Annotated in this window: 19 protein-coding genes; 5 read left to right on the top strand and 14 right to left on the bottom strand. The window is 45.8% G+C overall.

What is annotated here, in order from left to right; translation table 11 throughout:
• Positions 1 to 135 precede the first annotated feature (135 nt).
• The gene (locus tag KNQ15_RS11115) at positions 136 to 723 is read left to right on the top strand and encodes a TetR/AcrR family transcriptional regulator (protein ID WP_149427425.1); all 588 of its coding nucleotides are present in this window, start codon (positions 136 to 138) and stop codon (positions 721 to 723) included.
• On the top strand, positions 720 to 1,250 hold the full coding sequence (locus tag KNQ15_RS11120; protein ID WP_214729444.1) for a nucleotidyltransferase family protein: 531 nt from the start codon (positions 720 to 722) through the stop codon (positions 1,248 to 1,250). Before KNQ15_RS11115 ends, KNQ15_RS11120 begins: the two co-directional genes overlap by 4 nt.
• On the opposite strand, the gene KNQ15_RS11125 is transcribed toward KNQ15_RS11120, so the two are convergent.
• Together KNQ15_RS11125 and KNQ15_RS11130 are read right to left on the bottom strand one after the other, a co-directional pair.
• Complete coding sequence (locus KNQ15_RS11125; RefSeq protein ID WP_214729446.1) at positions 1,231 to 2,505, bottom strand: hypothetical protein; 1,275 nt, start codon at positions 2,503 to 2,505, stop codon at positions 1,231 to 1,233. The genes KNQ15_RS11120 and KNQ15_RS11125 overlap by 20 nt on opposite strands.
• A gap of 30 nt (positions 2,506 to 2,535) precedes the next feature.
• Complete coding sequence (locus tag KNQ15_RS11130) at positions 2,536 to 3,792, bottom strand: hypothetical protein (protein WP_214729448.1); 1,257 nt, start codon at positions 3,790 to 3,792, stop codon at positions 2,536 to 2,538.
• Between the two features lie 266 nt (positions 3,793 to 4,058).
• Between KNQ15_RS11130 and KNQ15_RS16930 the strand changes: the two genes are divergently transcribed.
• On the top strand, positions 4,059 to 4,181 hold the full coding sequence (locus KNQ15_RS16930; protein WP_255344362.1) for a hypothetical protein: 123 nt from the start codon (positions 4,059 to 4,061) through the stop codon (positions 4,179 to 4,181).
• A gap of 209 nt (positions 4,182 to 4,390) precedes the next feature.
• On the opposite strand, the gene KNQ15_RS11135 is transcribed toward KNQ15_RS16930, so the two are convergent.
• From KNQ15_RS11135 to KNQ15_RS11185, 12 genes are all read right to left on the bottom strand, one after another.
• Positions 4,391 to 4,912 (bottom strand): HAD-IIIA family hydrolase, encoded by a 522-nt coding sequence (locus KNQ15_RS11135; protein WP_214729450.1) that lies wholly within the window; start codon positions 4,910 to 4,912, stop codon positions 4,391 to 4,393.
• A gap of 17 nt (positions 4,913 to 4,929) precedes the next feature.
• The gene (locus KNQ15_RS11140; protein ID WP_214729452.1) at positions 4,930 to 7,557 is read right to left on the bottom strand and encodes an ABC transporter permease; all 2,628 of its coding nucleotides are present in this window, start codon (positions 7,555 to 7,557) and stop codon (positions 4,930 to 4,932) included.
• 19 nt (positions 7,558 to 7,576) lie between these two features.
• A complete protein-coding gene (locus tag KNQ15_RS11145) occupies positions 7,577 to 8,347 on the bottom strand; it encodes a hypothetical protein (protein ID WP_214729454.1) in 771 nt (256 codons plus the stop codon).
• A 26-nt stretch (positions 8,348 to 8,373) separates the two neighbouring features.
• Positions 8,374 to 8,520, bottom strand: a complete 147-nt coding sequence (locus tag KNQ15_RS16820) for a hypothetical protein (protein ID WP_251137669.1) — start codon at positions 8,518 to 8,520, stop codon at positions 8,374 to 8,376.
• Positions 8,514 to 9,068 (bottom strand): ABC transporter ATP-binding protein, encoded by a 555-nt coding sequence (locus KNQ15_RS11150; RefSeq protein WP_251137670.1) that lies wholly within the window; start codon positions 9,066 to 9,068, stop codon positions 8,514 to 8,516. The genes KNQ15_RS16820 and KNQ15_RS11150 overlap by 7 nt, the downstream gene beginning before the upstream one ends.
• 634 nt (positions 9,069 to 9,702) lie before the next feature.
• Positions 9,703 to 10,017 carry a hypothetical protein gene (locus KNQ15_RS11155; RefSeq protein WP_214729456.1) on the bottom strand — a complete coding sequence of 105 codons (315 nt, stop codon included), beginning with the start codon at positions 10,015 to 10,017 and terminating at the stop codon, positions 9,703 to 9,705.
• 9 nt (positions 10,018 to 10,026) lie between these two features.
• On the bottom strand, positions 10,027 to 11,010 hold the full coding sequence (locus KNQ15_RS11160) for a DUF2268 domain-containing putative Zn-dependent protease (RefSeq protein WP_214729458.1): 984 nt from the start codon (positions 11,008 to 11,010) through the stop codon (positions 10,027 to 10,029).
• A gap of 45 nt (positions 11,011 to 11,055) precedes the next feature.
• Entirely contained in the window at positions 11,056 to 11,487 is a 432-nt protein-coding gene (locus KNQ15_RS11165; RefSeq protein ID WP_214729460.1) for a hypothetical protein, read from the bottom strand.
• Positions 11,488 to 11,525: 38 nt separating this feature from the next.
• Positions 11,526 to 12,332: a phosphotransferase gene (locus tag KNQ15_RS11170; RefSeq protein WP_214729462.1), complete on the bottom strand. Its 807-nt coding sequence runs from the start codon at positions 12,330 to 12,332 to the stop codon at positions 11,526 to 11,528.
• 99 nt (positions 12,333 to 12,431) lie between these two features.
• Positions 12,432 to 12,977, bottom strand: coding sequence for a P-loop nucleotide/nucleoside kinase family protein (locus tag KNQ15_RS11175; RefSeq protein ID WP_214729464.1), 546 nt, complete (start codon positions 12,975 to 12,977; stop codon positions 12,432 to 12,434).
• A gap of 11 nt (positions 12,978 to 12,988) precedes the next feature.
• The gene (locus KNQ15_RS11180) at positions 12,989 to 13,399 is read right to left on the bottom strand and encodes a group-specific protein (RefSeq protein WP_214729466.1); all 411 of its coding nucleotides are present in this window, start codon (positions 13,397 to 13,399) and stop codon (positions 12,989 to 12,991) included.
• On the bottom strand, positions 13,396 to 14,415 hold the full coding sequence (locus KNQ15_RS11185) for a serine hydrolase domain-containing protein (RefSeq protein WP_353048913.1): 1,020 nt from the start codon (positions 14,413 to 14,415) through the stop codon (positions 13,396 to 13,398). Before KNQ15_RS11185 ends, KNQ15_RS11180 begins: the two co-directional genes overlap by 4 nt.
• A 144-nt stretch (positions 14,416 to 14,559) precedes the next feature.
• Here KNQ15_RS11185 and KNQ15_RS11190 point away from each other — a divergent pair, with 144 nt between their 5' ends.
• Positions 14,560 to 15,054 (top strand): sigma-70 family RNA polymerase sigma factor, encoded by a 495-nt coding sequence (locus KNQ15_RS11190; protein ID WP_214729470.1) that lies wholly within the window; start codon positions 14,560 to 14,562, stop codon positions 15,052 to 15,054.
• On the top strand, positions 15,051 to 15,506 hold the full coding sequence (locus KNQ15_RS11195; RefSeq protein ID WP_214729472.1) for a type 2 periplasmic-binding domain-containing protein: 456 nt from the start codon (positions 15,051 to 15,053) through the stop codon (positions 15,504 to 15,506). The genes KNQ15_RS11190 and KNQ15_RS11195 overlap by 4 nt, the downstream gene beginning before the upstream one ends.
• The last annotated feature ends 2 nt before the right edge of the window (positions 15,507 to 15,508 follow it).

The following is a 15,508-nucleotide window of genomic DNA, read 5'->3' on the forward strand; positions in this document are numbered from 1 at the left end:
TGAAATAATTATTGAACAACGTGTTGATTAATTTCATTATAAAAGGGAGGGAAACTGGGAGCAATGACCACTTGACGTTTATCTGTCGCTTAAGCGACACATCTCGACAAACTGTTGAAGAAAGAGGCGATTTCGATGAAAAAACAGGATTTACGCGTTATCCGGACCGACCGGAGGATACGCGAGACGTTCCTTCAGCTGATCGACGAAGTCGGTTTTGACGCCGTGACGATTAAGTTGTTGACGGAACGGGCGGAAGTCAATCGCGGGACGTTCTACCATCATTACGCGGATAAATACGAACTGCTCGAGCGGATGACGAATGAGGTTTTTGAAAAGATCGAAGCGACGTTCGAACGCGAGATTCCATTCGTCCTGATCAACAAAACGGAGGACTCACCATACCGACGAATCATCCCGTTTCTAACGTTTCTTTATGAACACCGGACGCTGATGCGGATCTTACTCAGTCCGACGAGTGACGGAATGTTTCGGAAGCGGGTCCGTGATTACATGCAACAGATTCTGTTTTCAGGACTACCGGAACAAGGAGAACGGCTTGTTCCAGAAAATTATCTCATTGCCTATCTCTCAGCCGCCCATCTCGGTGTCATCGAATCCTGGTTGAGCCACCCAAACGAGACATCACCGGATGAAATTGCTCGAATTGTCTTTACGATTTCGATGGAAGGACCGTTTCGAGCAGCGGGGTTCCGGCGATGAGTATTGAGCAAGTCTTAGAAAAAGTCGTCGTTTGTTTGCAGCAAGAACGGATTCATTTTGGTATCGGTGGTTCATTATTGTTGGCGCAGCATGGACTACCAGTTGTACCGCGCGACATCGATCTCGTCGTCGCGTTAGCGGACGCCGAACGAGCAGTCCAACTGTTGGCGGACATGGGGACTGTCGTCGAACAAGACAAGACGTCACTTTACGCGACGGAAGTGTTCCAAGAATTTATGATTGAAGGAATCGATATCGATTTGATGAGCGGACTGCAGATTCGTCATGGTGAGGGCGTGTTCATCTATCCGTTTGATGAACAATCAATCGATTCAGCTGGACGTCCGTTCATGTCACTCGTTGATTGGTATGTCATTTATCAACTGATTCCAGGGCGGGAACAAAAGGTCGCGATGATTGAAGACGTATTTACAAAACAGGAAGTGGACTGCAAGCGTCTCGAACAGCTGAGAAGCCTCGTTCTTCCGCAAGCAGTAAAGAAGCGAATCAATCAGTGGCTGAAATGACATACAGGTCGTCGAGTAAGACAACCTCATTTGTTGTCAGTAAATAAGCGTGGTTCGAGTCAAGCAAACCACAGAGAACATAGTGGTCAAGTGCCCGGTCGAAGACATAATGCGGTTTCAATGTCAGGTAAGGCATGAGTGCGTGACGTATGACTTCTTCCGGAACGCTATTTGGCAATCCTTGTGTCGAATCATGAAAGAGGTCAATAAATGCTTCGTTATCAACGATTAGGCTGACTTCAAAAGTATCTTCCATCAGAAGAATCGTTAAACGACGTTTGTAAGCGAGATTTATGTCGTCACGAGTCCGGCGTACTACTACGTTAATGAATGGAAAATCCCGATGGATTTCTTGAATCGTCCAAGCTCCGGACTCCTCCGGATATTCCGCAGCGATGAGATCTACAGCAATCGACTGACATGTTTCCAGCATCTCGTCAGTCAACGGTCGGTAATCCGGATGTGGCGTTTGAGCTTCGGCATCGAGTGCCGTGACGGTGTCTCGCCGCTTAATCAATTTGCGCGTATAGGAGAACGTGGACGGTTTGTCCCATGTCACGATCTCGTTTATGGCAACGGACGAAGTTTCGGGATTACATAGAGGATACGTGCGCAAGCCGTCTTGAGAAACAAAGGTTTCTTCAATTGCATATGCTAGTTTGCGTTGGTGTTCGTTAGGAACTGAAAAACTCCGGAACTGTTGCGAGATGATAGGAGCCATTTGTTCAAGGGATAATGTGAACAGTTCAGTCGAATACTTGTTACTCAGCGCGGGGGTTCCATAGATACTGAAAGAATCGAGCGCTCCTTCATTCGTTAGCTCAAGCGATATGAACAGACCAGGGGAGAGGCGAATTCCGTGATGACAGCTGACATACTGATACAGGGAAACTTGATGCGTAAGGAACATGAACTGCTTCTCGAACGTCATTCCTAATTCTTGCTCAAGCCAAGCAATCCGTATGTCTGAATCACGTAAATCCTCTGGAACTGAATAAATCGCGACAGCGCCATTTTTGTGGATCGAAGTCGTTCGTTTTGTAGCCGTATCGACTTGAATCTCTATCGTACCGTCTGGATAACTCTCGTCTTCAGACCAAGGGCCGTGATTGATGGGGAACCAACATGTCTCAAGCGAATATTGCGTTTCACCATGAATTTTTTCACGGCGATAGAAGGTTTCATGTAAGACATAATCGTTCAGTTGATATTTGTCTTGGATATGGGAGATTAAATCTTTCGTTAATGGATGCAACTCGTTCACTCCTTTATATCTAACTTCACTTTATAGATCACGTATTAAAACGACCTCATTTGTTGCTGGTAAGTAGGCATGGTTCGAGTCAAGTAAACCACAAAGAACGTATTGACCTTTTGAGATATCGAACACATAACGCGGCGTGAGCAAAAGGTACGGACGTAATGCATTGAACATGACATCTTGCTGATCATCCTCGAGCTCTGGTGCAGTAACGGATGCGAAAACGGTATGGAGTTCCTGATCGTCGGTCAAGCTAATCCAGTCAAGCGTCTTTTCATCAAGTAGAATCGTGACGCGTCTTTGCTGATCAACATAGGACGTCGGATTCGCGCGAGATAATTTGACAGCAAGGTAAGGATATTGCCGGTAGATGTGACGAATCGCCCATTGTCCGGATTCACTGGGGTAGACGTTTTGGACGATTTCTTGAATCGCAATTCGACAAGCGTTCACTGTCTTTTGCTGGATCGGACGAAAATCAGGATGTTCGGTCTGCATGACCACATCCTCTGCTGTCACGCTTGCTGCTGATTGGAAAGGATGGCGCTTGAGAATTGAAGTTGACGGATTTGCCCACGTTAAGATGTCATTTCGATCAAGTGATGACGTGAAATCCAGTTTACTAGGCACAAGGATAGATCCTTCTTGCGTCACGATCGTCTCGACGACGGTATGCGCGTATTGATGTCCTGGTTTTGTATACGAGAACCATTTTAGTTGTTGTTTAGTTAGCGATTTGATGTCCTCAAGCGTTAAGGCGAAAGGTTCCTGTTTCACATGATGATCAAGCGGATGAGGACCGTATAGTAACAACTCATCGAATTGACCGTTGTCCGTTAACGTCAGATGAATGAAACAACCGGGAGACAGCCGAATCCCTTCATGACAACTCACATAACTAAAAAAAGTTTCGTTTTCTTCTTCGAGCATGAAATGCGTACCATGGATCATGTCGGTCTCTGATTCGATCCAAGCCATCCGAGTGGTTGGATCACGTAAATCGTTAGGCACGGAATGAATCGAGGTCGGACCGTGTAAGGATAACGTCGTCGTTCGTTTCGTAACAGGGTCAATCGTAATCTGCACGGTTCCTTCTGGAAGCATCGTTTCATCCTCTTCCTCGATAACAGATGCACCTCGCGGAATCCAAAACGTTTCAAAAGAGTAGACGGTTTGGTCGTTTATTTTGTGTCGAGCGTAAGATGACTCATAGAGAATGTAATCATTTAACTGATACTTCTCGAGAATGAATTTGACTAATTGGGTAGTTAAGATATGCACTACTTTCACTCCTTTAAATAACGATTAGCTGATTCATAATGATGATTGATCAAAAACAGGTGTACAATATCAGCTAATTGTTCAAGGAAAAGAGAAGACCATCGATGAGTACTTTCTCTTTTTCATACGTTTAGTGTAACCGTGAAGTATTGGAAAAAGAATGTGAATTGAAAATTATTACATAATTGTAAGAGTTCAAAATATAGTGAATGTATTATTATAGTAAAATAAATATAAGGACCATTGAAACGTAGGAGGAAACAAAAGTGTCAGATTTTAGTCTAGCAATGAATCTTTTATTTGGGAGTGTCCATCTCATTCTTATGGCGATGGCGATCCCATCGATCATCTATGCACTCTATCTATTACGAAAAATCGCTAACAAATGATTGCAGGAACTTTTTGGTAAGAACAAGAAGACAGTTTAAGTACCCTCGCATCATCAAAAGGAGGCGGTAGCATGTCATTTTGGACATGGTTTGCAATCTTATTTGTGTTAGCGAACAGTATCTTCGTAGCTTCTCAATCGAAACGTTCCAAGAAATAACAAAAGGCGCAATTCCGTAAATGGAAGTCGCGCCTTTTTGTTTGTTCAGTTTTACGTTTCGAGCCAATCGATCGCGTCCGTTAAGTCGTCGGCGATATAGTCGACGTTTGCTTGTTCCACCCGGTCAGCGTAATCACGAATGGAGCTCTCTCCGGCACCGGTTCGGACTAAAATTTTGATACACCCGGCGTGCGCAGCTGCCATTATATCACTCCATCGGTCCCCGATGACGACACATTGATCGAGTCGGAGATCGTGTTTTGCTTGTGCTTGTTTTAATAATTCAGGTGATGGTTTGCGACAGGTGCAACAATCTTCCGCGGCATGCGGGCAAATCAGCGTATCATCAAAGCCAAAGCTCAGTAATTCTGTCCGAAAATCCTCTTCACGCGCCAATCCTTTTGAGATACCAGGTTGATTCGTAAACGCAATCAGTAAAATCCCTTGATTACGTAAGCGTTCGATTAACGAAGAAACGTATGGAAATAACGCAAACGTTCCAGGGTAGTGGGCGGTAGCATCTCCACCAATCGTCCCGTCCCGGTCAAGAAATATTGCCTGAATAGAATTCATGTGTACAACTCCTTTGATTACGAAGCATCTTTCAGTTCTTGATACGGTTGAACACGTGCTGCCAGTTGTGCTGGGATGAAGGCGGCGATGACACCGAACAGAATCGGTAAGGCAAGCGACACGCCTATCAATAACGGTTCATTCCATGGAACAAGATCGTACAAGACATAAATCGTCGTGTAGGCGACAATCAGCCCAATCACTCCAGAAATCAGACCAACAAGGAAACCTTCAATGACAATCAATTGACGGATCGCACCGTTCGTCCAGCCGAGTGCTTTTAGGACGGCGAGTGAGGCGCGGCGATCGGTGACGTTTTGCCACATGATCTCACCCGTCGTCAAAATAGCGATTGTGATTGCAACGCCCATCGTCACGTAATGCATCGGGCCGACTTGTAAGGCAACGAATTGTCCGAGCCACGATGTATAGAGAACACCTTGTAAATGGAACGTCACGAATAAGAAGAACGTCAGCAGTGCCGTTGGAAGAGCAATTGAGAGAACGGACAAACTATTACGCTTCCATTTCCCAATCAGTTCCTTTAATGCAAGTGTCATCGTCGAACGAAGTTTCAGTCCGACGCGAGCTGCTTTCGCGTATTCACCGGTCTTGATCGCTTCGTATGGTGAGATGCGGCGAATCGTCCACGCCGACCAAGCGGCACCAGCGAGGTAGATGACGAGACTGAACAGCGCAATCCAGAAAAGGCTCCAGCCGTTCATTGCTTCATTACGGACATATGAGAAGATGCCTTCGACGATCAAGGCGATTGTTGAAACGAATCCAGCGAGGATCGCCGCCTCGATCAAGACGATTTTGTAGAGGTCCTTCGTCCGCCAGCCAAGTGCCAGTAAAACAGCGAACTCCTTCCGGCGGGCGAGCATCGAGACATAGCTCGTCGCGAGGACATAGACGATGGCGACGGCAAGCATCGCGAAGATGACACCGGAAAAACCAACACTCGTCTCGCGGAAGATCGTGATTGCAGCGCCGATGTGGATCCACGGTTGTTCGATCCAACCGAGCGTCTTCCCGTTATCGACGACCTTCGTGACGACGGGTTGAGGAGAGGAACCTTTGGTGATCGTAGCGATAAGACCAGTCTCTCGTTCGATTTCCGACTTGATACGTTGTAAGGTTTTATCTGACTGTTCACCGACAGTAGAAGCACCCTTTACTTTTAACCGGATTGATGAAATCGATTGATCGCCCATCACCTTTTGGACACTATCGACTGTCGTGAGCACGTTTGGAGAGTTCGTCAACAGACCAACGGGATTCCCGGTCGTGTTGATCGATTGGGCAGGATTAACTGGTTCGTTTTTTGAGTCAAGTACGATACTCGCAGCGGATGGTCGATAGGTCTCCATCGGTAATTCGTTCAATGGATCTTTGGATACATTGATCTTGTTCGGATCATACAAACCGACGACATTAAACGTCAGATAAGGATTCAATGATTTAAAATCAGATCCATCCGATTTTTTCAGTTTTATTTCATAAGAGTCTACCGTCCGGAAGCCATGCTTCGGAAGATAAGAGGAAGAATATATCGTGTTTTTGAATGCAGTAGGTGCTGTATGCACTTCATAAGCATTCTCCCACCGTGTAGGGAACGGACTCTTCACTGTTTGATAAGTCAAAGAGCCTGTCTGGGCGACGAGTTGAGCGTCAGTATTTGCTTCTGCTTGCGGAAGGGACTTAGTTTTTTGACCGAGTAGGGAATCAAAAAAAGCGCTCTCGACTTTAGATGCATTAACTTTAATGTCTTGGATGATCTTCCGTTTTTCTTGATCGAGAGGTTGAGGGGCGTTCGATTTTGCTAGTCGTTGATAGAATGTGTCGCGTGCTTGTTTCGTTTTCAAATCGACGTTAACTTGTTCTAACTTAAATTGACTATATCCCGTATTGAAGGATTTTGGGTTAATCAATACCGGAATATCGAATTGGTTGGAACTCTCCTTGCTGGCTGAGGGGACATCCTCCTGGTTGAAGTAACGAAACTTCTTCTGATTCAGGATGCTCTTATCCAAACCGACGAGTTGCGCTTCCGCCTCCGGATCGATTCCGACGATGAGACTATAGGTAAAGGGTTGTACGGATGAAAAATCTTGTGGATTTTGAAGATGGATCAATCGCGTGTTCGGAGGAACGAGCGGTTCTTCAATAGTTGAAAAGTAGGCACTATCCTGTGCAATGAGTTCTTTTGAAAATCCACCAGCACCATAATGTGAATTACTCAGTCGATAAATACCAGGCTTGTCCGGAAAGTGGATTTGATTTGGAATTGAGATGCCGATATTGGCATATCCCATGACAGCAACAGGAGCTGCGATATCAATCTCGTTCATTTGTTTGATTTGTTGGTACTGCTTAAACGAAATCCCACCATTGATTCCGTTGAGATAATTGGGTTCGAGCAAATTACTCGATTCCGTCGACATCTGACTGCCTTTTGGTCGGACGACGATATCGTAGGCGGATGACCATTTTTTCTGTAACGTCTGTTCGACCGTGCCTTGACTGGAGTCCGTCAAGTTGAACATCAGACTGAGTCCGGCGCTGATGATGAGGGCACCGACGAGCGTCAGGATGAATTTCCCGCGCTGCCGAAGCCATTGATTGATGCCGAATCGTAGCATATGTAGTCTCCTTTGTAGTTTAGTGGGAGAGCTTTGTCTTTAAATAGTGCGCAAGATCTTGTTCGAAATGGTGAATTTCTTGTGCGTCGAGTGCCTCCACTTCCGCTTGCGTCGCGTAGCGGGTGACGAAATAAGGTGAGAGTGGCGTCACCAGATGAATGCGCTCTGTCCAGTCTGTTAACGATTCATGGCTTCGTCGCTTGAGGGCGCGTGGTAAGCGTTGATTAAAATCAAATAACATTAAGCGTAATGATTCTTCAGGTGGTGTGGAATTTGTTTGCGTTGCTTTAGACGTTCTATTCTTGAAAGGAAGGCTAGATTGATTTTGTATAGTATCCGTAGCTTCGAGAGTATATTTTCCTATAGATCGCTTTCGTTTCTTGATTACGAAACAAATGACGCAACCTGTTACAAGAAGTGCTACGACAAAGAACACCGGAAAATTAGAACTCGCTTTTTCTTTTGCTGATTCCAAAAAGCCGGGCGACTTTGAAGGATTGGCTTTACCACGTGCTGTCCCATTCGTTTTTTCCGTTTTTCCTGTGCTACCACCTAAAATTTCACTGTCGGAATTTTCGTCGATCGTATTATCGAATGTACAACTATTTTTTTTGAAAATAAGTTTTGATAAGTCATCATGATTACAATCTCGCACAATCGTCGTCTCTTGTTCCGAGAAGTCCGCATTCCGAACCGCTTCATACGCAGACTGCGTCGATACGGACAACAATAGAAAAACGACAATAGAGCCAATGAAACTCGCAATCAGTTTGCTTCGAAACGTTTGCATCGCAGACACCTCCTCATAAACAGTACTTAGACACTTTGTACCGTGCGTTTTCGGCGGTCTTCGACGATCCGACCATCCTGCATGAAGAGAATTCGGTCAGCGCGTTCGGCGAGTTCTAAGTCGTGTGTGACAAATAAAACGCCACATTTGGCTTCACGATGCAGTTCTAGCAACAGTTCAAAATCGCGTCACCGGTCATGGAATCAAGATTACCAGTCGGCTCATCTGCAAGAATCCATTGCGGATGATGCAACAAGGCGCAGGCGATTGCCACCCGTTGTTGCTGCCCGCCGGATAGTTGAGCAGGTAAAGCATTTCGTTTGTCGTCGAGTCCGACCCGATCGAGCAGCTCGAGGATTCGCTCGTCTTGATTAAACGATGTCTTTTGTTTTAACAAGGCGACCTTTAGGTTTTCAGACACCGTCAGTGACGGTAGGAGATGAAACTGCTGGAAGATGAAGCCAATCTCTTGCGAGCGAAATTGTGATAACCGTTTGTTCTTCCAAGACGTAATGTCCTGTCTGTCATAGAGAATCTGGCCGGACGACGGACGATCGAGCGAACCAAGGAGACTAAGGAACGTCGATTTTCCGGACCCGGACGGACCGACGAGTGCCGTTACTTCCGATTGCAAAAATTGTCCGTTTAGTTGATGCAAGACATCGGTCCGGACACCGCTTCGCTCGAACGAGTGCGAAACATCTTGAAAGGTAATATTCATGTGACCACTCCTTTTACATAATTTGGTTAAATATAGTGTATTATTTTCAGAAAATTTTGTCTATTGTGTTTTTATTTTCGAAATCCATACTCATTTATGTTTTTCTTATAACTTCTCTCTAAGATTGGATTAAACCCAATCTAGGGAGATATTTAAAATGAAACGAAGACGTAAGAAATGGCTATGCATTAGTAGAAGAATCATGCTGAAGCTCCTGTGAATCGATACCACCATCTTTTTAGGACGATGAGAGGCATAAGGAACGAAAAGAGTAGTGGAGTCGAAGACATTAAAAATATTCTTCTATTTCTCATAAACGCTTGAAACAAAAAATCGGTAGACGGTCATTGAAAGGAAACGGTACCGCCTCGATAAACAACCTCGGACGTCACACCTAATATTGGAACGACAGTGGACGAAGAAATCACTTCGAATTGTCCTTGATTTACTAGACGTGTCTGTTAATCGTCAAACGGATGATCGATTCACATGATGGTGAGGTAACGATTGAGAATCATCTGCATCAAGGAACTATCGTGACCGTTTTGTTGATAATGCACGATATTCGAGCATGATGACATAAAAAAGGAGCGCGAACTCACACGAGATCTTCGTGAAGTGTGGCGCTCTTTTTTTATGTTTCTAGTCTGATATGAATTGCTCGTAATTGTTTTTCCAAAGCCGTTCTCGCTAAAGGTTCACCTTTTGCTTGACCACGCTCAAAGGCATAATCACTAAAGATTTTAGCACCGTCCTTGAGCCAGTTCGCACGATACAAGTCGTGTGCTTCACTTCTTGATAAGAAGTTACCATCCTCGATTTCGACATCATCGTCTACTCCGAACTGAAAGCCGCAACAAGAACAAAGTTCGAACGAAGCGTCACCATTTTCATAATAAACAACGTCGTCCATTCGGTCATATCCACAAACGGGACATGTGTATTTCATGAAAGCACCTCATTGCTCAAGAATCTTTTGATACGTGTATCCTTTTAAGATATCTGCTTGATTCGTATAGGTCCAGTCAGCAATTGACTGATCTGGATGCGACTCAAAATAGTGATTGAGGATATCACGCCCCAAAATGTAGTTACTCCAGCGAGGAATCTCTTTTTGTTCGTTACCTACGACGAAGTCGAGTTGTGATACTTCATAGCTGTTGACCAGATGTACGACATGTTTCTTCGTTGCTTCATCCAATTCGACATTCCATGGAGGGGAGACGCCTTTGACGATTCGGTCGGCAAAGGCATCTGCCTTTCCTTCGACGATGACGGAATTAAGAGTCGTACTTAAACTAAAATCAGGTGTATCCTTGAGGACTAAGTGATGATATTCGTGTGCCGTCGAATATGCCAGGATGTCTTGATCGTAGTTTGTATCCAGGTAGAGAATGAATGCATCTTTATAGGCTGCTCCTGTAACACCTTTCATCGACTGAAGATCGAAAGAGGATTCAGGATTAACCGGAGCGACGATAATGGTACTTTTCTTTTTGGGAAGGATCTTATGAGAAGCGATGTAATTTTTTTTAATGATTTTTGTAATGTCATCTTGTTGTTTCATCAAGTTCTCGATTTTGTCGAGTAGCTCTTGTTCGTACACGGTTGATTGCAACATCGGGAAACCTTTCAAGTCGGCTGTCGCGAACTGCTCCTTTTCCCCGATTTTGTCGATATAGCTTAAGACATATTTGGCATAATTCTTTTTATCTTCTTCAGGATCTTTGTTTTTTAAGGACGATTGTAGATATTGTTTGTATGGTTCATAAAGAAAAACAATGTTCAATTTACTTTCGGCATCGATTTTTACAGATTCGGATTGTACTTTTGTACTCTTTGACATCATTTTAATAGGAGGCTGTGTTGTCTTTTGCTCCTCTGTACAAGCAGACAAAAACAGAAGGGGAGCAGTTAAAAGTAATATCAATGATTTTTTCAAGATACGTTCATCCTCCTTTTTTATGATGTAACAACTGCTGTTCAATTAATCCTCTTTCGCCATATGATCAATGATGATTGGATCACTGTAGGATAAAATGTAAAAATCCTGTTCATGTGTCCTGATAGCGAATAAGTGCAAGTCTCCCCGTTCCGTATAAATTTCCTTCGTTTTCATATACTTCGCAGCGAACTCTCCCAAGATCGATTCTTTTGACTTCACGACCGGGTACGGATTTCGGAGTCTGTCGTCGATGATGCCATGCTCTTGCAACGTACCTAGGAAAACGGCGTACTTTTCGAAACGCATCAAAAAGTAATCGCGCGAAGGATCGTCAATCAAAAGCTTGAATGTTTCGTCAGCGCCATAAAAATAGAAATCAATCGCGTAATGGTCGTTCGCCTTTAACGACATCGTATCTAGTTCGAGATCATATTCTTCAGTCGTCAGTAAAAAATCGAGATCAATTATCTTCAAAAAAATCACTCCTTTGTGATGATCGATGTCGTCGAACATTATTTTATCGAAGATTTATCGATGAACCACTTCTCCCCATGTTCCGCGATGAAACGGTATTCCGCGCGGTAATGTGTGTCGTGACCTTCTTCTTTCATCTTGATGAAGGCAGCATCACCTTCCGCAGCTCTTTGATCAATTAATAGATAGAGGGCTTCGATGCGCAACAATAACATGGATAGCAGTTCGGAACGCGGTCCTTCATAGCCATACGCATCAAGGAACCGACTCACTCGCTTGGCGAAACGTGTGTCATCTTGCTCCGGTGAATAAGCAAGAACGGATCCGTCAGGTGCTTGTCGTCTGCTGCTAAGCGGAACGAACGTATAGAGCGTGTAGACGATATCCCAAGCACGTGGACCGGGTGCCGCGAGGTCAAAGTCAATCACGCCACTCAGTTTTTGATCCTGAAAAATCGTATTGTAGACGGCAAAATCGTTGTGACAGATGACTTCGTATGGAGTCGGGGTATTGAGCAACGGTGCCCAGTCCGGCGAGACGTCGAAGTCGACTGTCGCGTCATGATACTGGCGCATCAGACGTGCGACATCGTCCAATACGTCATCATGCCACATGTATGCTTTTAGGGGATAATCGGCCGTTTCGCCAGGGAGAAAGGTCAGGATCTCTCGATTTTGTTCGTCGATACCGACGAAACGGGGAACACCGGATAGGCGTTTCGCTTCTAAGTGGCGTAATAACCGTTGGACGTTGTTGCTGTTCTCTTTTTGTGAGCGATAGACATGCTCACCTTTTTGATAGACAGCGGAGACATTTCCGCCGGTCAATCGTTGTTCTTCAGACATGAGTGTTCCTTCTTTCTTTTGTAATCGGTTACATATCGGCTAGTCTTTTTGCATGCGTTGATGAAGAAGCGGGTGCTTTACGTGCGATTGTCATGTTCTTCAATCAGTCGATACCGCATCGAAGAGAGCATCAAGCGACGGATTCGTGACATGGTCGAGGAGTGTGTCAACGTCTTCCGTCGAACGAAGACGAACGATTTGGTCCGCTTCACCGGAAACTGGCGGCTCGATTCGTTGCCGCTGATAGATATCGTAGTACGACGAGTCGCCACGAATTTCTCGTCCATCGCGTTTGGAGTGAGTCAGTCGGTTTGAAAGGATGGCTTCGGGTAAATCGAACCAGACGAGGATCGAGCGGAACGTCGAACGGGAGAATGGATCTAATAATTGTTTCCGACCAATCCGCGAGGTGTTGGCATTACATAAGATGATTGTCTCGACGGAGGACGTGATTGCCTGTTCGATCAACCATCCCGTCAAGTCATGTTTGATCTGATTTGGTCCTTCTGTTGGAACAAGGTCTGGATAATGTTCGAGCAAAAAACGTGCTTGAAGATCCTGATCGATGACAAGGCTTGCTGGTAGACGTTGAGCAAGCTGTCGGGCGAACGTCGTTTTCCCGGCATGGGTCGGTCCAATCGTCAACAGGACGGTCCTCATGACGTCAGTTGTTCTTCCGGTAAGCGATCGGCGAGAATCTGCGTGAGCCAATCTTCTTTCGTTCCGAAGCAAGAGGTCGTCCGTCCGATATGATAAAACGTACTGGCCAATGGTCCGGTGAAGTAGGTCGCATCCGGCATGCATAAGTAAATCGGACGATTCGTCGCGAGCGCAATCCCGAGTTCGACGTGACTACTTTTTCCTGCCGGTAACACGAGCACGAAGGCGTCCGCTTGTTGTATGGCTTCGAATTCAGCAAGACCAATCTTTCGTAATGCTTCAGGATCCTCTGCCCGATTGTTCATCGTCCAGTCGTATGTTAAATCGTGTCCACGCAAGCGGAGTTCATCGCGGAGCCAGCGGACGGTCAACGTGTGATCAAAGCGAGAAGCGATATAAAGGTTCATGTATGGATTCCTTTCTCAAGTAAAAGTTGTTCGATAGCCTGAACGAGCGCGTAGGCTCCGTCAGACGTATTCGATAAGACGGTGACGATCGTTTCCGATTGTGGATAATAGGCGGAATGAAAGCTGACACCCGGGTCGTAACCCATGATGTGCCACTTCTCGTGCGAGGCGTCGAGTCGTTTCAGCCAGACGCCGTAACCATAAGACGCAACATCGTTGACTTTGACGTGGGGATGAAACAGTTGCGCGGTCATCGATTCGGACAGCAATTGATGCGTCAGAAGACTTCGCCAGAAACGTTCCATGTCTGATGCTGTGAGGAAGGCGCCGCCATCTGGTCCGCCAATGATCGGTAACGCATAGTGATTCGTTCGCCACATACCGTCTTCATTCTCGATATGGCCGGTGGCTGTATCTGCCGGTAGCGAGTCGAGTCGGAAGTAACCAGACTGTGTCATTTGCGCGCGAGCGAATAATTCGTTCGTCACGTAATCCGAGAAGGGTTGTTTCGTCAATTGTTCGATCACGAGGCCGAGCAGGATGTATCCCGCATTGTTGTAATGAAAACGTTCGCCCGCAGTGAACAGTCTTTTTTGGTCCTGAAACAACGGTAAAAAATCGATGGGACGACGCAAACGGTACATCGGGAAATCTTGAAAAACCTCCTCGAAATCGGTCATCGTCGCTTCGTCAAAATAATCACCGATGCCTGACGTATGGGTTAACAGATGATGTACGGTCACGCCGTCTAGATCGATTCCTATGTCCGGTAGAATCGGCGCGACGTGTTCGTCGAGTGCTACCTTTCCTGCCTCGACTAACCGTAAAATGGCGACCGCCGTGAAAAGTTTCGCACCAGAAGCAATTCCGAATCGTGTCGTTTCTGTATTCGATGCGCGGTAGCCCCGATGTGCGAATCCGTTAGCATGGCTAAAGATTTGTTCACCTTGCTGGTGGATGGAGACCGCCCCTTCGAGGTGCGTAAGCTCCGGTAAAGCAATGAGTTTCTTGTACACGTTTATCACCCTCTCTGCTTCCCATCCTATCGAATTCATTCATGCATGAAAAGGGAATTATAAGAAAAATTTGAAAAAAATGAAACTTTTTAAACGTGTCGTGTATCTAATAGGGGAATGATTGTAAAAAAGGAGGATGCCGATGTGTTTCGAAAGTCAGGTGCAGCATTATCCGACGCTGCTTTTGAAGCAGCTTTATTCGCAGAAGAAGACTATGTGTACCGTATTTCCTTCATTTATCTGAAAGAGGAGGTGGCAGCGCTTGAGAACGTCCAAGAGGTCGCGTACCGGGCATGGCGTGGGCGAAAGAGTTTACGGGATGCTTCGTATTTTAAGACGTGGTTGACGCGCATCACGATGAATTGCGCTTTCCAGCAACAGCGAGCGTCGTTTCAGCCGCTCGCGATCGAACCCAGTCAAACGACGTCGTTTGAAGAGCGTCTCGTCGATCGCTTGTACTTGGACGATTTACTGGATGTCCTCGAGCCGACCGAGCGATCAATCGTCTACTTCCGGTATGAAGAAGATTTGTCATTGCAAGAGATTGCGCAAACCTTCAATGTGCCACTGAGTACGATCAAAAGCACGTTGTACCGCGCACTCGAGAAAGTACGACGACAGAAGGGGATGAGTCTATGAATCACGAGCCAAAAATCTTGATCGACGTACCGTCATCTGTCAGGCAACGGACAATCCAAGGTATCCGCAAAGCGAAACGGCGCCGGCGCTCGTTACAAGCTGCTTGTCTCGCTGCCGGTCTGACGATCATCGGCTTTAGTTCCTTGCATGAGACCGTTCCCGAGCAATCGTCGCAATCGATGGTCGTCGGCATGTATTATGATGAACAGTTATACACGGTAGCCAAAAAAATTACGGATACAGATTGGCAACAGCTGAAAGGGAAGCGACTCGGTGTCACGGATGATGTCTTGACTGATACGCAACTAGAACAGGACACATCTGATTTTGCGTCGAACCTCGATGCGTTTACCGTCTATCAAGTCAAGGACGATCCGGTATCTGAGCACGTGCTGGTCGTCGGTGAGGAAGAGGGTCGAGAACGGGTGATGATTCTGTCGCCCACACGATAAGG

The sequence above is a fragment of the Exiguobacterium sp. s168 genome, assembly GCF_018619035.1.
Taxonomy (GTDB): domain Bacteria; phylum Bacillota; class Bacilli; order Exiguobacteriales; family Exiguobacteriaceae; genus Exiguobacterium_A; species Exiguobacterium_A acetylicum.